The organism is Caballeronia sordidicola, assembly GCF_001544455.2.
Taxonomy (GTDB): Bacteria; Pseudomonadota; Gammaproteobacteria; order Burkholderiales; family Burkholderiaceae; genus Caballeronia; species Caballeronia sordidicola.
Genome location: NZ_FCOC02000040.1, coordinates 1 through 22,652, shown reverse-complemented (window position 1 = coordinate 22,652; position 22,652 = coordinate 1). Strand labels below are relative to the sequence as shown.

Here is a 22,652-nt window from a genome sequence, read left to right as displayed (position 1 = left end):
CGCAAACCGGCGCGCGACGTGCGCCGCGCTTTTCTGTTTAACGGCTACTCACACTGGTGGCGAAGCGTGTGGGTATCGGTAAACGGAGCGGGAGGGGTTCAACTGTCCGGGGTTATGCGCTGAGCGTTCTTTTGAAGTCCCAAGCAGATATACGTGCACGCTCGGTCTCCTTAAGAATTAGCGGTTGGAAGGCGTTTTCTTTGCTTCGTTTCTTTTTCGCCGTTGGAAAAAGAAATGAAGTCCCGCCACGGACAGTGGCTAACGGTGCTAAAAAGATCAACGAACAAGAAACGCGCGAAGACCCAAAAAGCAGCAACCCAGCGCCAACTCCCCGAAAGCGCCAGCAAACCCGTCAAGGGTCCACTAGCGCCAGCGAAAATCAAAACGGCAATTGGGCGTCGGCCTTCTCCGCCAGAATCACCCGCCGAAAATCTTCCTGAATACGTTTCAGCGCGTCCTCGCTGTCCGCTTCAAACCGCATCACCACCACCGGCGTGGTATTCGACGACCGCGCAAGCCCGAACCCATCCGGATACTCAACCCGCAACCCATCGATAGTCACCACATCATCCGCGCCAGTGAACTTGGCATTCTTCTGCATCTTGCCGATCAACTCGAAATTCTCGCCTTCGTTCAATTTCAACTGCAACTCAGGCGTGGAAAGCGAATTCGGCAAGTCATTAAGCAACTTGCTAGGGTCCGCCACCCGCGAAAGAATTTCAAGCATCCGCGCGCCGGTATAAAGGCCGTCATCGAAGCCATACCAGCGGTCCTTAAAAAACACGTGACCGCTCATCTCACCCGCCAGCGGCGCACCCGTCTCACGCAACTTCGCCTTGACCAGCGAATGACCCGTCTTCCACATCACCGGCTCACCACCCTGGTCACGAACCCACTTCGCCAGATTGCGCGTGCACTTGACGTCATAAATGATCTGGCCACCCTTGTTGCGCGACAACACTTCCTGCGCAAACAACATCAACTGGCGATCCGGATAAATGATCTGCCCATCTTTCGTGACAACACCAAGCCGGTCACCGTCGCCATCGAAAGCAAAACCGATTTCCGCGTCCGTTTCCTTCAACGCCTTGATCACGTCCTGCAAATTCTCCGGATGCGCCGGATCAGGATGGTGATTCGGGAACGTGCCATCAATATCCGTGAACAACTCAACAATCTCGCAGCCCAGCGCCTTGAACAAACGCGGCGCAAGTTCACCCGCCACGCCATTACCGGCATCGACGACAATCTTCATCGGACGCACAGGCTTGATGTCGCTCACAATGCGGTCGAGATAAACCTGCTGGATATCGTATTCGGTGTATGTGCCCGCGCCGCTCTCGAAATCGTTATTCACGATGCGCTGATACAGCGCCTGAATCTGCTCGCCGTAGATGGCGGCGCCGCGCAGGACCATCTTGAAGCCGTTGTAATCGGGCGGATTGTGGCTGCCCGTCACGACAATGCACGAATCCACACGGCGCTCGCCGGAAGGCAGCGCGAGCGGCACGCTGGCCGCGAAATAGCCGACGGGCGTTGGCACCATGCCGACATCGACCACATCCACACCTGCTTCGCGCAGGCCGTCAGCCAGCGCGCCAACGAGTTCCGGGCCGGACAAGCGCCCGTCGCGCGCCACGACCGCAGAGTCGCCGCCAAGCTTGCGGATCTCGCTCCCGAACGCGCGGCCGATACTGCGGGCAACGCCGGCATCGACTGTCTTGCCCACAATGCCGCGAATGTCGTAAGCCTTGAAAATGGACTGGGTAACTGATGCTTGCGGTGACTGACTCATGGAATGGCTACCTGACTAATAATTGAAATGGTTCCGGGGCATCCCGAAGCGACCCGGGTCACGAAGACCCTCTGATGCGGACTTGCTTGAAACCTGCTTTGAATCCCACTTGCGCCGGTCCGGAAACAATATCCGGACGTCGCGCGAAAAAATAACGAAAGAAATTGACCCGCGCGGTTCGACTTCCGCCTGTTCCCACCTGTGCGTTCCTGCTGAATTCATCAAGCCGGCTATGCAACACCGTCGGGTGGTATCGAACACAAGCGTTTGCACGCACTGTTCGCACCTATAATCGCAGTCTTTCGAAGCGCCCAAGCCACGCCTGGACCCGTTTCAGGTCTGCAAGGCGTCCGCAAGGTCACGCGGACCCGCGCAAATATTCTAATCCAATGCTCCAACGCTTTTTCACTTCGAACAACAAAGGTGATGACAATCGCGCCCTGAATGGGCGGGACAACGCACATTCACGAACAGCACGGATCGGTTTCAGCGGCGGGGGAAAGGTAGCAATTGACGTACCCGTTCCTGACAGGTTTCGTAAGCCCGCTGCGAGCGCCGCCCACGCATGCTGAAACGGATCAAGAACCCGGACGTTGCCCGAGCGCTTACGAATATTGTCTGGCTTGGGCTTGAGCGGCTTACGCAAATTGCAGTCGCGATCGGCATCAGCGGCCTGCTCGCCCGGTATTTCGGTCCCGATGTCTTCGGCAAATGGCAATACGCCAACACGCTCCTGCTCGTAATCGCGCCAGTCACGTGGGTCTGCGGCGCGGAGATTCTCGTGCCGACCATCGTGCATCGCGATCCCAGGCAGATCGGCACGGTGCTCGGCAGCGCGTTCGTGCTGCGCATCGGCATCTCGGCGGCTGCGCTGGTGCTGACGTGGATTGGCGTCGCGGCCGGTTTCACCGATCCCCTGGTCGGCGCGATGCTCGCCGGACTCGCCGTTACCATGCTGTTTCGCGAACCGTTTGTCGGCGTGATCAACGCGTGGCTGCAGAGCATGACTTACAGCAAGCCGCAACTGCTGACCAGCATGGTCACGGCCATTCTCAAGGCGGCGCTGGTGTTCCTGCTGGTGCGCGCGGCGGCCAATCCGGCGCGCTTCGGCTGGCTTTGGGCGCTGGAATCGGCGGCGATCGGCGGCGTGTTGGTGGTGTATTACATGCGCCGCAATGGCGGCACGCTCGGCTGGCGCCTGGACTGGCCGCTTTTCAAGCATTTCGCCAGCGCGGGCACGGTATTTTGGCTCGGGCTGATCTGCATGTCGTTATTCATGAAACTCGACCGGCTGATGCTGGAGCGTCATGTCTCCTTCGCCCATCTCGGCGTCTACTCCGCCGCGCAGCAGCTCAACGAGAACTGGATCGCGCTCGCACTGATGCTCGCGCAGACCATCGCGCCGGCCTTTGTTTACAAGGTGAACGATGCGCCGCAGTTGAAACGCAATATCGTGCGGCTGTTCGCGATGACCGCGCTGCTGATGATCGGCGGCGCAATCGTACTCGATCTGCTCGCGGCGTTCATCATTTCGCATGTGTTCGGGCTGGCGTATAAGGATTCCATCGATATCTTCCGCTGGGCCGTCTGGCTTTCGCTGCCGGCCGGAATTGAAGCCATCGGTAATCTGGTCGTGCTGAAATACCAGGCGAAGTTCGTATTGCTCGCAAAGTGGCTGCTGGCGCTGGTGGTCGCGGCTATCGTCAACCTGATCGCCATTCCGCGCATGGGCAGTTACGGCGCGCTGGCCGGACTGGCCGCGGGATATCTGGCGGCGGCGTCGGTGAATCTGTACTACATCCGCTTCAGGCTGCAGGCATGAGCACGCCCTTTCTCGATGACGTCGCCGTGCTGCTTCCGGCGTTCAACGCGCAACACGATGTCGAGCGCACGCTTGCATCGTTTTGCGAACGCGCGCCGGTGCGCGTGCTGATCGTCGATGACGGCAGTTTGCCGCCCGTCGTCGCGCCAGCGGCGGCGAACATGTCCATTGAAGTGCTGCGGATGGCGCGCAACAGCGGTATCGAGCGTGCGTTGCAGGCGGGCATGGACGCGCTGGCCGCGCGTGGGATCAGGTACGCGGCGCGCATCGACGCGGGCGATCTTGCCACGCCGTACCGGCTGGAAAAACAGCGCGCCTATATGGAGGCGCATCCGGAAACGGCGGTGCTCGGCATGTGGACGCACGTGGTCGACATGCAAGGCGCGCCGCTCTTCGACTTGCGGCCGCCAACCGAACCCGCCGATATCCGGCGTGCCATGCTCATGCGCGCGTGCTTCACGCATCCTTCGCTGATGCTGCGCGTGGACGCGGTGATCGAAGCAGGCAACTACCGCGCGGAGTATCGGGCGGCTGAAGATCTGGACCTGATCCTGCGCCTGATGAAGCACCACGATGGCGCGAATCTTCCGGAATTCGGCGTGTATTACGAACTCAATGAACACGGGATCAGCGCCACTAAACGCCGCTCGCAAGTGTGGTCCACGCTGCGGCTGCAAATGAAATATCTGCGTGTGACGAACCTGCCGGACTGGATCGGCGTGGCGAAGAACGCGGCGCATCTCGTGCTGCCTTATCGCGCGTTGCGCGCCTTGAAAACGCGCCTGCTGGGTGCCTGAAACAACGCCACTATTTTCAAATGGAACGAATGAACGCAGAGAAATCCCGCCTTCGCATTGCCCTCGTGTGCAACACCGGCTGGGCAATCCATACCTACCGGCGCGGTTTGCTGCGAATGCTGGTCGAACAAGGCGCCGATGTGTCGATCATCGCGCCGCGCGACCGCACGTTCCCGCTGATGGAAGAGATGGGCTGCCGTTGCGTCGAATTGCCCATGGCCTCGAAAGGAACCAATCCCCGCGATGACCTGAAGACCCTCGCCGCGCTGTATCGCGAGTATCGGCGGACGCAGCCGCACATTGTCTTTCACTACACGATCAAGCCGAACATCTACGGAACGATTGCCGCGAAACTCGCGGGCGTTCCGTCAATAGCCGTCACCACCGGCCTCGGCTATGTGTTTATCCAGCAAAGCGGAACGGCGAACATCGCGAAAAAGCTCTACAAGTTCGCATTCCGCTTCGCGCGCGAAGTCTGGTTCCTCAACAAGGACGACCGCCAGGCGTTCATCGATCAAAACCTGCTCGTGCATCCCGAACGCGCGCGCCTTTTGCACGGCGAAGGCGTCGATCTCGCCGACTACGCTTTTCAGCCGCTACCGCGCGCCAACCCGCAGACGGAAGGCTTTTTTTTCGTTTTAATTGGCCGCCTGCTGTGGGATAAAGGCGTGGCGGAATACGTCGAGGCAGCGCGCCGGATACGCGCGAAATATCCCTACGCCCGGTTCCAGTTGCTGGGGCCGGCAGGCGTCGACAACCCAAGCGCGATCACGCTCGACGAAGTCCAGGCGTGGCAGCGTGAAGGCGTCATCGATTACCTCGGCGAAGCGACCGACGTCCGCGCATTCATCGATAACGCGGATTGCGTGGTGTTGCCGTCGTATCGTGAAGGCGTGCCGCGAACCTTGATGGAAGCATCGGCAATGGGCCGCCCGATTGTCGCCACCAACGTTCCGGGCTGCCGCGAAGTCGTTGAAAACGGCGTGACCGGCTTTCTTTGCGAGGCGAAAAGCGTGGACAGCCTTGCGCAACAATTGGAGCGCATGCTGTTGCTGAGTCACGCGGCGCGCGCAGAAATGGGCGTGGCGGGCCGCGCCAAGGTCACACGGGAATTCGATGAAAACGGCGTCGTTGAACGTTATAAAGGCACAATACGCGCGATTACCGGATTCTCGGCGACCGGCGTTTCACTTTAAAAAGCATCTCCGGGAGCGTCACATATGACCGAACCTACTAGCGCAAAAGGCACCATTCTCGTTACCGGCGGCGCGGGTTTTATCGGCTCGCATACCTGCGTTGAATTGTTGAACGCGGGATTCGGCGTTGTCGTGATCGACAACCTCGTGAACAGCAATGCTCAGTCTCTGAAGCGCGTGGAGCAGATCACGGGCAAGCAGCTTGCGTTCTACGAAGCCGACGCGCGCGACGAATCCGCCCTCGAGCGCATCTTCGACGAACACACGATCACTGGCGCAATCCATTTCGCGGCGCTGAAGTCCGTGGGTGAATCCGTGGCAAAGCCGATCGAGTATTACCGCAACAACGTGGACAGCCTGCTCGTGCTGCTCGACACCATGCGCGCGCGCAACGTGAAGAAGATTGTGTTCAGCTCGTCGGCGACCGTGTACGGCATGCCGAAGAGCGTGCCTATCGACGAATCGTTTCCGCTGTCGGCGACCAATCCCTACGGTCAGTCGAAGCTGATCGCCGAGCAGATCCTGCGCGACCTGGAAATCTCCGATCCGTCCTGGCGCATCGCCACGCTGCGCTACTTCAACCCGGTCGGCGCGCATGAAAGCGGCTTGATCGGCGAGGATCCGGCCGGCGTGCCGAACAACCTGATGCCTTATGTGGCGCAGGTCGCGGTGGGCAAGCTCGAACGCCTGCGCATTTTCGGCAGCGATTACCCCACGCCCGACGGCACCGGCGTGCGCGACTACATCCACGTGGTGGATCTGGCGCGCGGCCATATCAAGGCCATCGACGCGCTGCAATCGCTTGATCGAAGCTTCGTGGTGAACCTGGGCACGGGTCAGGGCTATAGCGTGCTGGACGTGGTGAAGGCGTTCGAGGCGGCTTCGGGCAAGCCCGTGCCGTATGAACTCGTGGCGCGCCGCCCGGGCGATATCGCCGAGTGCTACGCCAATCCCGCCGCGGCGGCCGAGTTGATCGGCTGGCAGGCGGAACATGGCATTGAGCGGATGTGCGCCGATCACTGGCGCTGGCAGTCGCAGAATCCGAAGGGCTTTGCCTGACCGGTCTTGTCCGGGCCGCGCTTTCGCAAGACTGAAAGCGCGGCCCGGCGCATTCCTTTTAGCGATTATTTTTCATGCTTAGCTTTGCGCTCGGTTTTCTGGTTTCGCTGTTCATCACGCTGTTGATCGTGCGGTTTGCGCACTTGCACGAAGGCATTTCCGGCGATACCGATCTGACCGGCGTGCAAAAATTCCACGCGCGGTCGGTGCCGCGCATCGGTGGCGTAGGGATACTGCTTGGGCTTTCGGTCTCCGCCGTGCAGCTTCGATGGAGCTACCCGGTTGTATCGAGCGGCATTCTTGCCGTGGTCGCCTGCGGATTGCCCGCTTTCTTTTCGGGGCTCGTTGAAGACCTGACCAAGCGCGTTACGCCCGTCGTGCGCCTTGTCTGCACCATGGCCGCCGCCGCGCTCGCGTATTTCCTGCTCGGCATTGCGGTGACGCGCATCAGCGTGCCGCCGCTCGACTTCCTGCTGACCTACAGCCTCATTTCATGCCTCGTGACCGTGGTCGCGGTGGCGGCGCTGGCGAACGCGATCAATATCATCGACGGCTTCAACGGGCTTGCATCCATGGTCGCGTTCATGATGTTCGCGTCGCTCGCCTACGTCGCGTTCCAGGTCCACGATCCGGTCGTGCTGTCGGCGTCGCTCATCATGATGGGCGCGGTGATGGGCTTTTTCATCTGGAACTTCCCGGCGGGGCTGATCTTTCTCGGCGATGGCGGCGCGTATTTCATCGGCTTCATGCTCGCCGAACTGTCGATCATGCTGGTGATGCGCAACCGCGATGTATCGGCGTGGTTCCCTGTGCTGCTCTTCATGTATCCGATCTTCGAGACCTGCTTCTCGATCTACCGGAAGAAATTCATACGCGGTATTTCACCGGGCATTCCCGATGGCGTGCATCTGCATATGCTGGTTTATAAACGCCTCATGCGATGGGCCGTCGGTGCACAGAACGCACGCGAACTCACACGCCGCAATTCGCTGACGTCGCCGTACTTGTGGTTGCTGTGCCTGGTCGCCGTGATACCGGCCACGCTGTTCTGGCGGCATACGGTGCATCTGTTCTGTTTTGTCGTGGTATTTGCTTTTACGTACGTGTGGTTGTACGTGAGCATTGTCAGATTCAAGTCACCGCGATGGATGGTGTTTCGCCGGGCACATCAGGCGAAGAAATAACGCGCGATGAAAAAATTGCGCCGGCGTTTTAAGCCGGCGCACACGCCTGTTTCAATGCAATTTACTTCGATGCAAACTCCAGCAAGTCCGCGTTCACCTTGTCCGCTTCCACCACGCACATGCCGTGCGCGCCGCCCGGATACACCTTGAGCGTGGCGTTCGACACGATCTTCGCCGACATGCGTCCAGCGGTATCGATAGGCACGATCTGGTCGTCGTCTCCATGCAGGATCAAGGTCGGCACATCGATCTTCTTCAGGTCTTCCGTGTAGTCCACTTCCGAAAACTCGCGGATGCACGCGTATTGCCCCACGATTCCACCGAGCATGCCCTGCGCCCAGAAGGAATCGATCACACCCTGCGACTGCTTCGCTCCGTCGCGGTTGTAGCCGAAGAAAGGAATCGCCAGATCCTTGTAGAACTGCGAGCGATCGGACGCGACGCCGGTCCGGATTCCATCGAATACGTCTTTTGGCACGCCGCCCGGATTCCCTTCCGTCTTGAGCATCAGCGGCGGCACGGCGCCAATCAACACCGCCTTCGATACCCGCCCCGTCCCATGACGCCCGATGTAATGCGCGACCTCGCCGCCGCCTGTGGAATGGCCCACCAGCATGGCGTCTTTCACGTCGAGCGCATCCATGACGGCGGCCAGATCGTCCGCGTAGGTGTTCATGTCATTGCCTTGCGCGGGCTGGCCGGAGCGCCCGTGACCGCGCCGGTCATGCGCGATGACCCTGAATCCCTTCTGAACCAGAAACAGCATTTGCGAATCCCAGGCGTCCGCGTCCAGCGGCCAGCCATGTGAAAAAACCACCGTCTTGCCCGACCCCCAGTCCTTATAGAAAATCTCCGTGCCGTCCTTCGTCTTGATCGTGCTCATCGAACGTGCTCCTTAGGGTGAGATTGCGCGTTGCGTCCACGTTGAGAAACGCTCTTTTCGTGTGCGCAACGCGAGGGACCTGCAAAGGTATTCGTATTCCCCGCCATGAGACGAGCCGCGCCGTTCATACGGCGTCTAGATGTTCATTGTTGCCTGGAATTTCGGGGTTGCACCGCGTGGAACTGCATCAGGTTACGGCAGGAACGTGTCGCTGGAAAGACTTCCACAATTCACACGAATGGCGGGATATGGAGCGCCACCGCATCCGGCGAGCGATTTAAATTACCGCGGATATGCCGCGATTAATCGATGCTATTAGACGCATAGTGATTTTAATGTTCGCGGCGCACTGCGCCTTTTTTACCGGTGGGCTTCGGATAATCCCGAAGCCCGTGTTTAGTCGATGCCGTAAAAACAGCCGAACACAGGGCTTGCCGCATTAGTACAAACACTTATGTCTGACGATATCCTATTGCATTGATTCAATGGCTTAACTATCGTGGTAGCAACGCTTCCATGCGTGAAAATTATGAATATTCAAAGCCTATTCTTTGCGCATTACCTGTCCATTTTCTCTTTCACCGCACTACGGCGATCGAATCGGCTTTCCGGAAATTCTGCCGGAAAACCGGATAAGTCATGCAATAAGAAAAGCAAACGATAAACAGCGCAATAAACCCAGTTTGGAGACCACAATGAGCTCTCGCTCAGATAGCGCAATTCACGCATCACCCGGATTTTTTTCTAAAGAAGCCACCGTAGCCAAGCCAGGATTTTCGCGCTGGATGGTGCCGCCCGCCGCGCTCGCGGTGCATTTGTGTATCGGTCAGGCATATGCGTTTTCCGTATTCAACGCGCCTCTCACCCGCGTGATCGGTATCACGGAGTCAGCGCCCGACGACTGGTCGCTGACCACGCTCGGCTGGATCTTTTCGCTTGCCATCGTGTTCCTGGGTTTGTCGGCGGCGTTCGCGGGTAAGTGGCTCGAAAAAGTCGGCCCGCGCCGCACGATGTTCACGGCTGCCTGCTGCTTCGGCGGCGGCTTCTTGGTCGCGGCGCTCGGCATCCACCTGCATCAGATCGTGCTGGTGTATCTCGGGTACGGGGTGATTGGCGGAATCGGGCTCGGGCTTGGATATGTATCGCCGGTTTCAACGCTGATCCGCTGGTTCCCCGACCGCCGCGGCATGGCGACCGGCATGGCGATCATGGGCTTCGGCGGCGGCGCGATGATCGCCGCGCCCGCCTCGGTCGCGCTGATGAATCACTTCAAGAGCGCGACCAGCAACGGCGTGACCGAGACCTTCGTGGTGCTGGGCATTGTCTATTTCATCTCCATGTCCATAGGCGCGCTCGCCATCCGCGTGCCACGCGCCAACTGGACGCCGGCGGGCTGGACGCCGCCAGCGGCGAACGGCAACAAGATGATCACGCGCAATCACGTGCATATCGATCAGGCGTTGAAGACGCCGCAGTTCTATCTGATCTGGCTCGTGCTGTTTCTCAACGTGACGGCGGGTATCGGCGTGCTGGGACAAGCGTCGGTGATGATCCAGGAGAGCTTCAAGGCGACCATCACCGCAGGCGCGGCGGCGGGGTTTGTCGGCTTGCTGTCGCTCTTCAACATGGGCGGACGGTTCGTGTGGGCGTCGGGTTCGGACTGGCTGGGCCGCAAGAATACGTACTTCGTGTTTTTCGCGCTGGGCGCCGTGCTGTATTGGCTCGTGCCGCAATTCGCGCAGAGCGGCAACGTCGCGCTCTTCGTGCTTTCGTATTGCGTGATCCTCTCCATGTATGGCGGCGGTTTCGCGACCGTGCCGGCCTATCTCGCCGATATCTTCGGCACGAAGTTCGTTGGCGGCATTCATGGACGGCTGCTTACCGCGTGGGCGGCCGCGGGTATTGCGGGGCCGGTGCTGGTGAACTATATCCGCGCGTATCAGGTGGCGCACGGCGTAGAAAAGACGCAGGCCTACACAACCACGCTGCACATCATGGCGGGTCTGCTGATTCTCGGGTTTATCTGCAATCTGCTGGTGAAGCACGTGAACGAGAAACATCACATGAGTGCGTCGGCGCTTGCGTCGGAATAAAGCCAGAACACAGATAACCGGAGAACACGATGAACACGCGTATCGATCAAAATCATTCGTCGGATGGCGTTCCGACCAACAAGGTGCTGCTGGCGGTGTTCTGGATTTACGTGCTCGTGCCACTGGCGTGGGGCGTGATCAACACACTGGTCCAGGCGACGAAGCTGTTTCATTGAGCATGTAGGGGCAAAAATAAAAACGCCGGCTGCAACTCAGAGCCGGCGTTTTTCATTGCTGATATTTTATGCAACAGCGACCGTCAGATCACGCCGGCGCCGCCGCCATCCCGTTCGTCACCTCTCGCGCCACCGCAAGATACCGCTCAGCCGTATCCGCAAGCGTAAGCCCACCCAGCGGCCTTTGCGCCCGTCCTTCGCTCAATGCCGTCACCAACGCCCGGGCGTAGCTCGCGGTGTCCTCGGGATCGAGCAAATGCACCGCCGGGAAATCTTCTGCAAAACTGAACGGCCGGATCTGGCTCGCGACGATCGGCACGCCCGACGCCAGCGCTTCCAGAAACGCAATGCTATGCCCTTCAGATCGCGAAGGCATGGCGAAAACGCAGGCCTTGAACAAGATGTCCGATACATCCGAGCGCGGCCCCTCCACCGTCACATGCCGTTCGAGTCCGAGCTTCGCCACGAGATCGTTCACCGCCGTGAAATACGCAGGGTCTTCGATCACGCCGACCAACAGCAGACGCGCGTGCGGCACGGCCTTCACGACCTCCCTGAAGGCATGCACGGTCTGCAACTGATTTTTCACCGATGTATACCGGCCGATCTGCACGATCTGCGCGTGGCCATCGATGGGATTCGCTGTCAGGCCTTTCGCGAAACGCGCCATGTCGACGCCGTTTGGAATCAATTGCATCGATGGATGGCGGCCAACTGCTGCCACGTAGTCATCGATATTCGCCGGCGACACCGCGATCACCGCCCGCGCGCGCCGCGACAACACACGTTCAATGCGCCTGAACAAACCGCGCTCGAAGTCATTGGTCGCCGAATGCATCACGTACACCACGGGCGCGGCAATGGGCAACGCGCGCGCGTAAAACGCCGGAATGGTCGCGTGCGCAAACACCACGTCCGGCCGATAGTGATTCACCGACTGGTACAAATGCCACAACTTGCCGAGCGTTCCGTGCGTTGCCACCGGGAACATGCACTCGACGCGGTTCATATCGAGTTCGCGGCGAAGTTCGGTGAAGTCTTCGTGCTGAGGCCGCAGCGACGTCATGCCGACCGTTTCGCCGCTGTTCTGCTGATGAATCGCCAGGTCCTTGGCCAGCACTTCCGCGCCCGAAAGCCGCGGTGCCAGTACGAGATGAAGGATGCGCATCACGCCTCCCTGACGATTCGGAACAGCATCCAGCCGGCCGCGGCAGCAAGACCGCCCGTCATGGCCCAGGCAATGCCCGTCACGCCCCACATATGCGTGGCGACCGGCACCGTGGCGAGCAACACCACCGCCTGGATGATCGACGCGTGCGTGGCGACCTTCGGCAAGCCGACCGCGCGCAGGTAGGACACGAGCACCGCAATGACCGCGCCAATCGCCATGTTGACCACGAAGATGCGGAACAGCGGCACGGCCGGCAGCCATGCGCTTCCCAGCACGATCTGGAAGAGCGGTTCGGCGGCAAAGCGCAGGATCAGCACCAGCACCACAAGTCCTCCCGCGATGAGTCCGAGATAGCGGCGAAAGAGCCGCGCCGCGAAGTCCGCGTCCCGGCGATGATGCGCCGAGAACGTCGGAAAAAGATATTGCGACATCGCGATTGCCGCATCGGCCAATAGCATTTGCGCGAGCTTCGACGACATCTGATACGCGCCCAGCTGCGCCGGGCCAAGCAGCTTCGCGACGATCACTTTGTCGAACTGGTTCAGCAGCAGATTGACCACGCTGCCCGCCCAGATCCAGCGGCTGAAATTCACGTAATGGCCAATCCCTTTCCACGATGCACGCAGCGGCGGACGCGGCCCCATGGTGGTCCAGGTCAACACGGTTTTCAACGTCTCGCCCGCCAGCATGCCGAGCAACACCGAATATGCGCCCGCGCCGCCGAGCGCGAAGGCCAGGCCAATCGCGCAATCGAGGAATGCCGACGACATCTCCACGCCCGCGATCCGCATGAAGCCGCGCTCGCGCGTGACGATGTAATACGCTGGCGACGCCACGCCGCGAATCAGCGGCAACAGCGCGGCCATCTGCAGCAAAAGCAGCGATCCGCCCAGATGGAATTGCTGATCCATCAGCGGCGAGGCGCAGACAATCAATACGGCGATCAGCGCGCCACGCGAAGCCAGCGTGGTCCAGACCGCGCCGAGTTGCGCGCGGTTGGGTGTTTCGCGGCCCTGTACCACGGCTTGCGCAAGGCCGGTATCGCTGAGCGCCTCGGCAATCGCCACCGCGAGCAGCGCCACGCTGACGCTGCCGATGGCGGCCGGCCCGAGAATGCGCCCTATCGCCAGGAACTTGACGGCGACGAAACCCCGCACCACGATTTGCTGCAGCAGGACCCAGATCGCGGCGTCCTGGTCGAAGCGCACGCTCGCGGTTGAAAACGGTAAGCGAACTGCTCTCACAGACATTCCTCGCGTCGGGTCGGTTTTTTGTATTTAGAGCGCGACAAACGGATTGCCGGCCAGACTTGACTTTTCATTAGCGATGCATGCCCCAAGGTTTTCCGCAAAGGTAACGTGCCGCGCCATGTGTTGTGCGCCATCTCGTAGTTGATATCGGCCCTCATGTACGCTCGCTCACTGTCTTTTTTCGCCAGAGGAATACCCTGAGTTTGGCGCTTGCAAAACTTGCAGCAATGCTAGTGTTGCCCTTGTGCGCGAATGCGCCGGCGCCTGACATCTGTTTTACCCACGAAGACGCCGGCGCTCTGCGCCTTACCGCTCCAACATCGCGACCTTTTTGCACGCTTAAAAAATAGACCATGGCCAATGACACGCGGGGCACCGTGCTGATTATCGAACCGAATTTCACCGGGCATCGGTGGCGGTATGCAGAGTGGGCAGCGGCGGCTTATGCGGAAGCGGGGTATCCGTGCGTGATCGTGACCGATCCCGCTAACGCGGATCACTCGCTTAGCCAGCGCATTGCGCGTGAAAAGCGGCCGGAACTCGACATCCAGTTCGTCGCGCCGCTCGCGCATGGTGGAAAAGGCTTCGCGAAGGTCAGTTACGTGCGCTTTTTCCGCGACTTCAAGCACGCATTCGATATCGCCAGCCGGGGCCGCCGAGTCTCGCTCGTGGTGGTGCCTTACGTCGATTATTTCTTTTACGCGTTGCCGTTCACGGGTTCGCCGTTCGGCGCAACGCCGTGGGTTGGCATCACGATGCGCGCGAATTTTCATCATGCGAAAGTCGGCGTGAAAGCGCCGCGCGAGCCTTTGGTGAACGGCGTGAAGGCGCAGCTTTTCCGCCGCGCGATACGTGTGCCGGGTTTGAAGACGCTGCTGACCATCGATCCCACGCTTACCGAATGGTGCGCCGGAAAGCCGGGGCAACGCGACCGGTATCAGGCGAGCCGGGGCGCAGCGGTGCAGTATCTGGCGGACCCGTTTCCCGACGCCAAGGCGACCGAGCCCGCCATCGCGCGTCAGCGTCTGGGCCTGGGCGCGGGCAAGCACGTGCTCGTGTATGGCGCGATCACCGAACGCAAGGGCATTCAGGAGCTCGCCACGGCGCTGGCCCAGAGGCAGGGCATGGATAAGCCTACGCTCGTCGTGGCCGGCGCTCAGGACGATGACATCCGCGCGTTCTTCGGATCGGCGAACACGCTGTCTCCGCCGCCGGTTTTCATGGACCGCTTTATTACCGCTGAAGAAGAGCTCGATCTGTTTTCAGCCTGCGATGTCGTGTGGCTCGGCTACAAGGGACATTACGGCATGAGCGGCGTGCTCGTGCAGGCATACCGGTTCGGCAAGCCGGTGGTCGCGACGGCCGATGGATTGATCGGCTGGTTCTGTCGTACGGGCGAACTGGGACCGGTGGTTGAAGATCTGTCGGTGGCTTCGATCAACCGGGCGCTCGATCAGGTCTTCGAACCAGCAAAGCAAACGGCCGACAAACAACCGCATCTGCTCGAACGCAACACGTTGAGCGAATTCAAGCAGACGCTCAGGCAAGCCATCGCCTGAAAAAAATCAAACGCCCTCGGTGCCGTCCACCACGGCACTTCTCGCGGGCACTCGCGTCGAGTCCTTGCCCAACCATTCGCGGACCCATTGCGCACAGGGCGCTTCAACCCGCCGTGCAGTTATCTTTGCGCCGATATAAGCCAGGGTCGTCGCGGCGATCATCGATACAGCGAAGACCACGACCGCATGATCCTCGGCGAAGTCATCCACTGCGTCGAGCCTGACCACGGCGCGCACGGCGAGTATTGCTATGAAGTGCCATACGTAGATGCCGAAGCTGTATCGTCCGAGCAGCACCGTGGCAGGCGCCCTCAGCAGCCGTGGCGAAACGCGCGTCAACAAGAGCATTAATGCAGCGGTTGCGAGCGCAGCAAACGTGGGCGCTGCGCCATGGGCCATGCCGCGTCCCGTACCGGCCAGGAACAGCGCGGCCACCATGGCGATTCCACCCAGCGCGAGCCGTATGCAGGCACGCGAAGAAAGTTGCTTCTCGCCGAGCAGATAATTCCGCGCCATTCGCCAGACCCAGAATCCGACGATAAAACAGGGCAGTTGCATTGGCGGCCAGAAATAGAAGAACTCGTTGTTCACGACACGGCATGCAGGACCGCCGCCGCATGCGCCGAAGTACCAGCACGACACCGCGAAGAGCGCCGTCAGCAACAACACCATGATCAACCCGCGCAGCGTGCGGCAAGCAAATACGAGCGCCGGCGCGATCATGTAGAAGAACATTTCCACGCCGATGGACCAGCCACCCGGCACCACGCTATCGGCAGCGGATGGAAACCATGCATGGATGAAAAGGACGTTCAACAGGACATCGGACAGGTCGTGTGGTGTCTGCATATGTCCATGCAGGAAATGCAGCAGAAAATCGATGCCGGTGTAACCCAGGATCGCAAGGTAGTAGAGCGGCGCGATGCGAGCGATACGCTTCACATAAAAGTGACGCACTACATCGCGCGTATGGGCAAAAGGCTGCGCGTCATGTTCGATTGAAGCCATGATCGTGATCGCGCTGATCACGAAGAAACACTGCACGCCGTATTGCCCGAGATTGGCAAGGGCATCGAGCCAATCGGGACTGGTCACCATCCACGGCGCGAGATGAACCGCAATCACGCCGATCACCGCAAGGGTACGGCCGGCGTCGAGCGCTGCAATGCGCGGGGGCGCTGTCATCGGCATATCCTCGCGACGTTCACGCAACAGTAATGAAGTGCTTCCATGGTCGGCATCAAGCAACGATCTGACACGGCCGGGCGTGGCGCCCGGGCAGTCGGACAATCAAAAAACGAAGGGAAAACCGCGTCAGGCAGGCACGTGCCGCGCGGTTTCAGCAGATACGCTCAGGACACGTGGGTGCTCACCACAGGCACTTCCATTTCGCCCTTGCGTTGCTTGGCGGGAAACAATGCGTCGCGGATCTTGAGGAACGGGAACTCCACCGCGCGCGTGGTCACGTAGCCGATCACGATTGCAATGCCGAACTGCGCGGCCAGCACGAAGAACCACGCGGCAAGCGGCGGCACGTGCATGGCGGCAGCCTTGCGGATGAGGATATCGGCAGGCGCCAGCGCCAGCGAATGCCAGAGATAGATGCCATACGAATACACGCCGATCCACGCGACCACGCGATAAAGCAGCGAGTCGCGAATGCCCTTCGAGTATTCGACCGCCAGCACGATGGCGGCGGTGAAACCAATTGCCTGGATCGTGAAACCGATGCTTTCATCGAGCGCGACGTGCGTTGTCCCAAGCACGAGCCATGCAGCCAATACGGCCACCATGCTGAGCAGGAGCCATTTTTTATCGGCGAATTTCTTGTAGACGTCCGGCTTCATCCAGTAGAAGGCCGCGAGGATCACGCCGAACAACAGGCTGTCTATGCGGTACTGCGTCTGGAAGAATGCGGCGTCGATGTCCCCGTTCGATACCACCGCGCAGCGCGCCAGAAGCACAATGCCGCAAATGGACAGCAACGTACCGATGATCGCGTTCACGCCTACCTTGAAGCGCACGAAAACAAGCAGCAACGCGGGCAGGAACAGGTAGAAATGTTCTTCCACCGCGAGACTCCAGGTCTGGCTGATGGAAGTGCCCAGATAGTTCTGCAAGTGGGTCAGGTTCTGGTACAGAAAAGTATCTGTTGGGTGACGCCCGGCGAACAGGTGAAACAGGATCAGCACGTAGTACGCTGGCCAGATCTTGAAGATGCGTCGAATGATGAATCGCCACGCGTCAATGCGCCCGTGCTCGGAATACTGCTTGAGCAACAGGCCGCCGACCAGAAAACCGCTTAGCGTGAAAAACAGGTTCACGCCTTCACGGCCAAAATTCTTCAGCGGATATTCGATCGCGGTGACGAACCAGTAGCCCGTCTTGACGGAATGGAAATGAAAACCCATCACGGCGATGATCGCAATGCCGCGGACGAAGTCTAGCTCGATCGTCCTGTTCGATGTTTGTTGTGTACGTGGTTTGCCGAACAAGCCCATGGTGATCCCCTTTGCAGCGGCGTGCGCTCCGCGTTTCCTACCTGATATCCGGTAGTTATTTCCAGCGTGATTATTTAATTCGCAGGCAAAACCGCCCGACAAACCAATCCATCTGGCGGTCCCTGAATAATCTTCTTCCTGACCCGGTTTCATCCGCCAACATCGCGCCGTTCGCGGACAGTGAATGCGGCGTGCCGAACGCAGCACAGCAGAATGTTGTCTGACAGACATTGCACTGCGGCAGCGCGCGGGGCATTGAAACATAGGCGATACATCCTGTTCAAAGGAATCGCGTGCGGCGGCGCACACGCCGCGCTCCGTTGATTCACGACGAAGACTAGTGCTTAACCGCCTGCCCCGATGCAGCCGATTCGGCCACTGCTATATTCCCACCGAGGTGTCGCCGGGCCGCCGGCGCGTGTGCGAAACGAATGTTCGTTCGCGCACCGAGGCAGTGTTTTTCATGCGGATATGAGCGACGCTATGCGATACACGCAACGGAAGAAGCACACCGGGTGCTGCATGCTGGACTGACAACTCCGCTCTGCACCGTGCTGAAGCAACATCAAGCAGAGGCGGGGCCGCCGCTCGATGAACAAGCCGCGCCTTGAAGCGAAGCCTCAAAACCGAAAGTCGAAGAGAGACCCGCCATGCGCAACAAATATACGAACCTGTGGATCTGGCTGTTTCTAGTCCCACTGGCACTTGACTACAAGGCAGCGGAAGACGCGGGAAGCCACGTCATACAGGTCCTCATGACGCTGCCGGTAGTAGGCGCGGGCGTCGTGCTCTGGCTGATCGCGCCGAGCTTCACGCGGCGCTCCCGATTCCGCTCGATCGTTTCCGCGGCCACAATCATGACGGTGGTCGGCAGCATTGTTGCGCAGGTTCTTCAGGGCAATGACTTCGGCAACTACCTGCGCACGCTGCTGCCTTTTGGATTGTTCCTGCTGGGTTATCTCGCGGCATGCCGGCCATGGGAAGGCGACCGTCTTGCGGCCTTTGAAAAGGCGCTCTTCTGGTCGATGGTCATCTCGCTCGTCTTCAGCTTTGTGTACGGCATGGTCACGAGCGGCGGCCCACTTGATGACGTGCGCTACCGAATCGTATCGGTGACGTTTCTTGGCTTGCAGGGTGTCATCCTGCATCAGTTCGTGGTGGCCAAGCGCATTACGAAATTCACGCTCGCCATCTTTCTTGGCACCATCCTGATCGAGTTATTGAGCGTCACGCGAAGCCTGCTGGTCGGCACCGTGGTGCTGTTCCTCTTTGCCACATGGCTGTCGGCGCCTTCGCCGCGCCATCTGGTTCGGGCAGGCATGCGCGCGCTGATGACCGGCGTACTGATCGCCGTGATGACGGCCGGCGCAGCGTCGTTTTTCCCTGAAGTTGCCGATCACTGGACACAGCGCATCTTCGCTTCGAAAGAGACGACCTCCGGCCGAGATCCGACCACGATCACCCGGCTTGCCGAGATGAAGGACCAGTATGACCAGGTCACATCCACTCCATCCGCGCTGATCGCGGGCAGAGGGTACGGGGCGGTTTATCACTACTCGCCCGACTACCTGCCCTACCTTGCCGGCCAGTTCTCCAAGAAGGACTTCTATGCGATCCGCGAGTTTGCCGCGGGCCACAACTTCTGGGTGTACCAACTGTTTGCTGGCGGCCTGATGTTCGGCTTGTGGATGCCGCTTGCAATCCTGTTCGCGCTTGCACTGGGTGGCATTGCGTATCGCGTGTGGCGCCGCCGCGCACCCGACCTGCTGTATTTGCCGGTCATGGGGCGTTCGCTGTTGCTGCTCGCGGCGTTGCCGGCCACTTCCATTGGCGGCAATCCGCTTGGGCCTCGCTATTCGGGTCTCGTGTTTGGCGTTGCGCTCGGCTTGCTGGTCGCGACCTACACGCGTCTTTCTTACGCGATGAAGATTCGCAACGCCGAGCTTGCCGCGCAACGCGGCATGCCAAAGAAACGCCGTCCTGGAACACCTGCGCCGACGCCAGCGCCAGTTGTGACGCCGGTGTCCATGCCGATGCATCCATCGGGCCGCGCGTCCACGCTGAAAGAAAGCCGCGACGTGCTGTCGCGCTTCACGTCGGCGTGATGGTGGCCGCAGCTTTTTATCAACTGACACGATTCATCATCGAGCGCGCCTGGCAATGAAGATCCTGCATCTGTTATCGACTATAGACCCGCGTGCCGGAGGCCCGACTGAAGGCGTGCGTCAAAGCGGCATCAACATGGCGGCGCTCGGTCATGAAGTAGAAGTCGTCACGCTCGACGACCCGGCCGCGCCCTGGCTTTCAGCTTTCCCGCTGACCGTGCATGCGCTGGGTCCATCGAAGGGCAATTACGGCCTGACGCCGAATCTCGTGCCGTGGTTGAAGGAGCACGCCACGCGTTTCGATGCCGTCATCATCAATGGCTTGTGGCAATACCACAGCTACGGTGCGTGGAAGGCGCTGCATGCCATGCGGGTGCCTTATTACGTTTTCCCGCATGGCATGCTGGACCCATGGTTCAAGCGCACGTATCCGCTGAAGCATTTGAAGAAGTCGCTCTACTGGCCGTGGGCGGAATATCGTGTGCTGCGCGATGCGCGACGCGTGCTCTTCACAGCGGAAGAAGAGCGCATGCTTGCGCGCCAGTCGTTTCGCTTGTACAAGGCGCGCGAGGAAGTCGTGGCGTTCGGCACGAACCCGCCGCCGGTTGCGTCGTTGTCCATACGCGATGCGTTTCTCGCGGCTTATCCTGAACTTGATGGCAAGCGATTGTTGCTGTTCCTTGGGCGCATTCATGAAAAGAAGGGATGCGATTTACTGATAAGGGCGTTTGCGCAAGTCCGCGATATTGATCCCTTGGCGCATTTGGTGATGGCGGGTCCGGATAGTGGCGACTGGACGCCTGAGTTGCAAAAGCTCGCGGGCGAACTTGGCGTTGCCAAGCGTATTACGTGGACTGGCATGCTGGAGGGCGAGCAGAAGTGGGGGGCATTCCAGGCGAGTGATGCGTTCGTGCTGCCTTCGCATCAGGAGAATTTTGGCATTGCGGTAGCGGAGGCGTTGGGATGTGGATTGCCGGCGCTGATATCGGACAAGGTCAACATTTGGCGTGAAGTGGAGGCGGACGGTGCGGGTTTCGTTGCGACCGATACGGTAGAGGGAACGGTATCAAGTCTGACGCGATGGCTGGAGCTGGAACCGTCGTTGGCAACGGCGATGCGAGCACGGGCGAAGGACACGTTCCATCGCCGGTTTACGGTCGACGCCATGTCGAAGGATTTGCTGCGCGTATTGCAGGCGGGTGCAAAAGAAGATGAAGGAATGCTGCACAAAGCGGGTAAAGAGCGTCTTCGAGGCGCTTGAGCCTGCCCGAGAACAGGGGTGGCGAAGCAAAAGAAATGAAGTCCCGGCGCGCGGCTGAAAATGCGAATAGTAAAACGAGAGCGAGCCGCGAACAACAATGCGAATGGCGTCAGTAACCGCCTTACCACGACGGCACAAGACGAAAAGGCCCGCGCGAACGTCCGGACCGATGCCGCAAACAGGTGGCGACGGACTATGGCTCAAAAGGCGATTTGCGCCCTCCATCAGTCCGATCCATCAGCGTGCGCCCGTTTCCATCGGTTATCAATGCAAGCGGGCGTAGTTCGGGATATTGCGAAACGAGCGACATTAAGACCATCCCGCCAATCCGCCGCGCCACTTCGTCGGTCAGTGGATTTTGCTCATTTACTGGACATTCTATAAGCGTTCGCTCGGAAGAAATACCTGCGCTCTTAAGTGCATCTGCCGATACGCGAAACTGGCGAAGTGTTTTTGTGCTCGAGTCATAGCCCGTTAGCAGATATTGCAAGGTCATCTTAATATCCTCGACAAGCTTGATAGTTGGAAAACGCGCGTTGCTTACACATGGCATAAGTGCGTGGGTCGTTGTACAACGCCCCGGCAAAATTGCACAATTCCAAGTCAGTTTCGTACTCTGCAAAACATTCCGCCTCATGCGATTCGCTCACACCGCGCGCCGCAATCGACATTACATCATTGCTGGTCGCGTTTTTGACGTACTCGAACGGCGCGGCGTCGCCTAGCGGTGTGCTGCCCGAGCCAATCTCCGACACTTCGCCCAAGTCGAAAACATCATCATCGCGCGACGGCAGCGAAGATGCGACCATAGACGCCGCCGAAGCGAGCGCAGCAAGTGCGTCGCACTTCGCCCACGCGGCCAGATTGCGTTCCCCTGCCTCGGTGACGGTTTCGATATGCCGGTACGGTTTTAGCGCGTTCGCTTCGCGCCTGATACGGTCATCGATCGCCTTGTTATACGCCTTCAGGTCGTCGGAGTACGCTTTCGAACGCGCCATGTAAGCGCGTCCGCGTTCGTCCTGGTCGCGTTTATACGCGGCATAGTCGAACTCGCGCTTTGGAACAAAGCCATCATGCGCGATGTATTCTGGCTTGGCGCGCACGATCACAACCGCCTCGTTTCGCACTTCCCAGCAAAGCGCCTTGATGATGTCGCCGGGGCGATCACCGTAGGGACTGGCCCGGTAGGAGGGAACTGACTCGACAAGAAACTTTTGAACGCGTGCAACCAGTTCTGGCTGGCTTGCCCAATGCTCGAAATTGGCGGCTTTGAACAGCGCTTTACCGGCTTCAAGCGCTTTCGTTTGTTCTGGGGTCCTGCCATTCGGCGCGTAGTCCCATTTTTTATAAAGCAAGAATCGATGGCCCTCGTATCTCATGAGTTCGGTTGTCATTCTCGTTATTTTCGTTGTTGCGACAGCCGCTACGCTAACGTACTTTTCCGCGCGTTCATCTCATAAAAGAGCGCGCGGCTTGATGGTCAGGACTTCAGATTTTGGAGTAGTGCGCGGATATTGCCCACGCGCCAAAAGCTCGGCTTATGCGAGACACATACGTTAGCGGGAAAAATCCCTTTTCTCGCGCCGCGCCCCTACGTCCAAACCGAGACCGGAATTAACGCCGACACCTGAGCAACGCTTAGCAACTGATTGGACGGCAGGCATTCGCACCCATTTGCGTGCAAGCACGCAAATGGGTGATTGGCCGAACCGGTTCTGTGGGTTTGTGTGCTTGCCCGAGAGCGCTGGTGGCGAAGCGTGTGGATGTAGGGATACGGAGGGGGAGGGTTTCAAGTGTTGG

The 22,652-nt window shown here is 59.5% G+C and carries 18 protein-coding genes; 10 read left to right on the top strand and 8 right to left on the bottom strand.

Features of this window, described 5'->3' with window-relative positions; all coding sequences use genetic code 11:
• Nucleotides 1-379 precede the first annotated feature (379 nt).
• Nucleotides 380-1,795 (bottom strand): phosphomannomutase/phosphoglucomutase, encoded by a 1,416-nt coding sequence (locus tag AWB64_RS30225; protein ID WP_060859096.1) that lies wholly within the window; start codon nucleotides 1,793-1,795, stop codon nucleotides 380-382.
• Between the two features lie 565 nt (nucleotides 1,796-2,360).
• Between AWB64_RS30225 and AWB64_RS30220 the strand changes: the two genes are divergently transcribed.
• The 5 genes from AWB64_RS30220 to AWB64_RS30200 all read left to right on the top strand — a co-directional run bounded on the left by AWB64_RS30220 (nucleotide 2,361) and on the right by AWB64_RS30200 (nucleotide 7,853).
• Nucleotides 2,361-3,617 carry an oligosaccharide flippase family protein gene (locus tag AWB64_RS30220; protein ID WP_060859095.1) on the top strand — a complete coding sequence of 419 codons (1,257 nt, stop codon included), beginning with the start codon at nucleotides 2,361-2,363 and terminating at the stop codon, nucleotides 3,615-3,617.
• The gene (locus tag AWB64_RS30215) at nucleotides 3,614-4,414 is read left to right on the top strand and encodes a glycosyltransferase (protein WP_060859094.1); all 801 of its coding nucleotides are present in this window, start codon (nucleotides 3,614-3,616) and stop codon (nucleotides 4,412-4,414) included. The genes AWB64_RS30220 and AWB64_RS30215 overlap by 4 nt, the downstream gene beginning before the upstream one ends.
• A gap of 29 nt (nucleotides 4,415-4,443) precedes the next feature.
• Nucleotides 4,444-5,610 (top strand): glycosyltransferase family 4 protein, encoded by a 1,167-nt coding sequence (locus tag AWB64_RS30210; protein ID WP_060859093.1) that lies wholly within the window; start codon nucleotides 4,444-4,446, stop codon nucleotides 5,608-5,610.
• A 24-nt stretch (nucleotides 5,611-5,634) separates the two neighbouring features.
• Entirely contained in the window at nucleotides 5,635-6,669 is a 1,035-nt protein-coding gene (gene galE / locus AWB64_RS30205) for a UDP-glucose 4-epimerase GalE (RefSeq protein ID WP_060859092.1), read from the top strand.
• A gap of 74 nt (nucleotides 6,670-6,743) precedes the next feature.
• Nucleotides 6,744-7,853: an MraY family glycosyltransferase gene (locus tag AWB64_RS30200; RefSeq protein ID WP_060859091.1), complete on the top strand. Its 1,110-nt coding sequence runs from the start codon at nucleotides 6,744-6,746 to the stop codon at nucleotides 7,851-7,853.
• 61 nt (nucleotides 7,854-7,914) lie between these two features.
• Here AWB64_RS30200 and AWB64_RS30195 read toward each other — a convergent pair whose 3' ends face one another.
• On the bottom strand, nucleotides 7,915-8,736 hold the full coding sequence (locus AWB64_RS30195) for an alpha/beta fold hydrolase (RefSeq protein ID WP_060859090.1): 822 nt from the start codon (nucleotides 8,734-8,736) through the stop codon (nucleotides 7,915-7,917).
• A 695-nt stretch (nucleotides 8,737-9,431) separates the two neighbouring features.
• Here AWB64_RS30195 and AWB64_RS30190 point away from each other — a divergent pair.
• Both AWB64_RS30190 and AWB64_RS30185 read left to right on the top strand, forming a co-directional pair.
• Nucleotides 9,432-10,829 (top strand): L-lactate MFS transporter, encoded by a 1,398-nt coding sequence (locus AWB64_RS30190; protein WP_060859089.1) that lies wholly within the window; start codon nucleotides 9,432-9,434, stop codon nucleotides 10,827-10,829.
• Between the two features lie 29 nt (nucleotides 10,830-10,858).
• Entirely contained in the window at nucleotides 10,859-11,005 is a 147-nt protein-coding gene (locus AWB64_RS30185; protein ID WP_060859088.1) for an MFS transporter small subunit, read from the top strand.
• 88 nt (nucleotides 11,006-11,093) lie between these two features.
• Here the strand turns inward: AWB64_RS30185 and AWB64_RS30180 are convergent, their stop codons facing one another.
• Both AWB64_RS30180 and AWB64_RS30175 read right to left on the bottom strand, forming a co-directional pair.
• Complete coding sequence (locus AWB64_RS30180; RefSeq protein ID WP_060859087.1) at nucleotides 11,094-12,173, bottom strand: glycosyltransferase family 4 protein; 1,080 nt, start codon at nucleotides 12,171-12,173, stop codon at nucleotides 11,094-11,096.
• A complete protein-coding gene (locus tag AWB64_RS30175) occupies nucleotides 12,173-13,420 on the bottom strand; it encodes an oligosaccharide flippase family protein (protein ID WP_060859097.1) in 1,248 nt (415 codons plus the stop codon). Before AWB64_RS30175 ends, AWB64_RS30180 begins: the two co-directional genes overlap by 1 nt.
• Before the next feature lie 359 nt (nucleotides 13,421-13,779).
• On the opposite strand from AWB64_RS30175, the gene AWB64_RS30170 reads away from it, so the two are divergent.
• A complete protein-coding gene (locus tag AWB64_RS30170) occupies nucleotides 13,780-14,985 on the top strand; it encodes a glycosyltransferase (RefSeq protein ID WP_060859086.1) in 1,206 nt (401 codons plus the stop codon).
• A 6-nt stretch (nucleotides 14,986-14,991) separates the two neighbouring features.
• Here the strand turns inward: AWB64_RS30170 and AWB64_RS30165 are convergent, their stop codons facing one another.
• The gene (locus AWB64_RS30165; protein ID WP_060859085.1) at nucleotides 14,992-16,170 is read right to left on the bottom strand and encodes an acyltransferase family protein; all 1,179 of its coding nucleotides are present in this window, start codon (nucleotides 16,168-16,170) and stop codon (nucleotides 14,992-14,994) included.
• A gap of 167 nt (nucleotides 16,171-16,337) precedes the next feature.
• Nucleotides 16,338-17,486, bottom strand: a complete 1,149-nt coding sequence (locus tag AWB64_RS30160) for an acyltransferase family protein (protein WP_060859084.1) — start codon at nucleotides 17,484-17,486, stop codon at nucleotides 16,338-16,340.
• A gap of 650 nt (nucleotides 17,487-18,136) precedes the next feature.
• Between AWB64_RS30160 and AWB64_RS30155 the strand changes: the two genes are divergently transcribed.
• Both AWB64_RS30155 and AWB64_RS30150 read left to right on the top strand, forming a co-directional pair.
• Nucleotides 18,137-19,591, top strand: a complete 1,455-nt coding sequence (locus AWB64_RS30155) for an O-antigen ligase family protein (RefSeq protein ID WP_060859083.1) — start codon at nucleotides 18,137-18,139, stop codon at nucleotides 19,589-19,591.
• A 55-nt stretch (nucleotides 19,592-19,646) separates the two neighbouring features.
• Nucleotides 19,647-20,852: a glycosyltransferase gene (locus AWB64_RS30150; RefSeq protein WP_060859082.1), complete on the top strand. Its 1,206-nt coding sequence runs from the start codon at nucleotides 19,647-19,649 to the stop codon at nucleotides 20,850-20,852.
• A gap of 193 nt (nucleotides 20,853-21,045) precedes the next feature.
• Here AWB64_RS30150 and AWB64_RS31810 read toward each other — a convergent pair whose 3' ends face one another.
• Together AWB64_RS31810 and AWB64_RS30145 are read right to left on the bottom strand one after the other, a co-directional pair.
• The gene (locus AWB64_RS31810) at nucleotides 21,046-21,348 is read right to left on the bottom strand and encodes a hypothetical protein (RefSeq protein ID WP_157766733.1); all 303 of its coding nucleotides are present in this window, start codon (nucleotides 21,346-21,348) and stop codon (nucleotides 21,046-21,048) included.
• 1 nt (nucleotide 21,349) lies between these two features.
• Nucleotides 21,350-22,246 (bottom strand): hypothetical protein, encoded by an 897-nt coding sequence (locus tag AWB64_RS30145; protein WP_060859081.1) that lies wholly within the window; start codon nucleotides 22,244-22,246, stop codon nucleotides 21,350-21,352.
• Nucleotides 22,247-22,652: the final 406 nt, after the last annotated feature.

Excerpts from the sequence above, each read along its gene's own strand:
- AWB64_RS30225 (WP_060859096.1), bottom strand. The coding sequence starts at position 1,795 with ATGAGTCAGTCACCGCAAGCATCAGTTACCCAGTCCATTTTCAAGGCT.
- AWB64_RS30145 (WP_060859081.1), bottom strand. The coding sequence starts at position 22,246 with ATGACAACCGAACTCATGAGATACGAGGGCCATCGATTCTTGCTTTAT.
- AWB64_RS30195 (WP_060859090.1), bottom strand. The coding sequence starts at position 8,736 with ATGAGCACGATCAAGACGAAGGACGGCACGGAGATTTTCTATAAGGAC.
- AWB64_RS30185 (WP_060859088.1), top strand. The coding sequence starts at position 10,859 with ATGAACACGCGTATCGATCAAAATCATTCGTCGGATGGCGTTCCGACC.
- AWB64_RS30155 (WP_060859083.1), top strand. The coding sequence starts at position 18,137 with ATGCGCAACAAATATACGAACCTGTGGATCTGGCTGTTTCTAGTCCCA.
- AWB64_RS30170 (WP_060859086.1), top strand. The coding sequence starts at position 13,780 with ATGGCCAATGACACGCGGGGCACCGTGCTGATTATCGAACCGAATTTC.
- AWB64_RS30210 (WP_060859093.1), top strand. The coding sequence starts at position 4,444 with ATGAACGCAGAGAAATCCCGCCTTCGCATTGCCCTCGTGTGCAACACC.
- AWB64_RS30220 (WP_060859095.1), top strand. The coding sequence starts at position 2,361 with ATGCTGAAACGGATCAAGAACCCGGACGTTGCCCGAGCGCTTACGAAT.
- AWB64_RS30165 (WP_060859085.1), bottom strand. The coding sequence starts at position 16,170 with ATGACAGCGCCCCCGCGCATTGCAGCGCTCGACGCCGGCCGTACCCTT.
- AWB64_RS30150 (WP_060859082.1), top strand. The coding sequence starts at position 19,647 with ATGAAGATCCTGCATCTGTTATCGACTATAGACCCGCGTGCCGGAGGC.
- AWB64_RS30200 (WP_060859091.1), top strand. The coding sequence starts at position 6,744 with ATGCTTAGCTTTGCGCTCGGTTTTCTGGTTTCGCTGTTCATCACGCTG.
- galE (WP_060859092.1), top strand. The coding sequence starts at position 5,635 with ATGACCGAACCTACTAGCGCAAAAGGCACCATTCTCGTTACCGGCGGC.
- AWB64_RS30180 (WP_060859087.1), bottom strand. The coding sequence starts at position 12,173 with ATGCGCATCCTTCATCTCGTACTGGCACCGCGGCTTTCGGGCGCGGAA.
- AWB64_RS30215 (WP_060859094.1), top strand. The coding sequence starts at position 3,614 with ATGAGCACGCCCTTTCTCGATGACGTCGCCGTGCTGCTTCCGGCGTTC.
- AWB64_RS30190 (WP_060859089.1), top strand. The coding sequence starts at position 9,432 with ATGAGCTCTCGCTCAGATAGCGCAATTCACGCATCACCCGGATTTTTT.
- AWB64_RS30160 (WP_060859084.1), bottom strand. The coding sequence starts at position 17,486 with ATGGGCTTGTTCGGCAAACCACGTACACAACAAACATCGAACAGGACG.
- AWB64_RS31810 (WP_157766733.1), bottom strand. The coding sequence starts at position 21,348 with ATGACCTTGCAATATCTGCTAACGGGCTATGACTCGAGCACAAAAACA.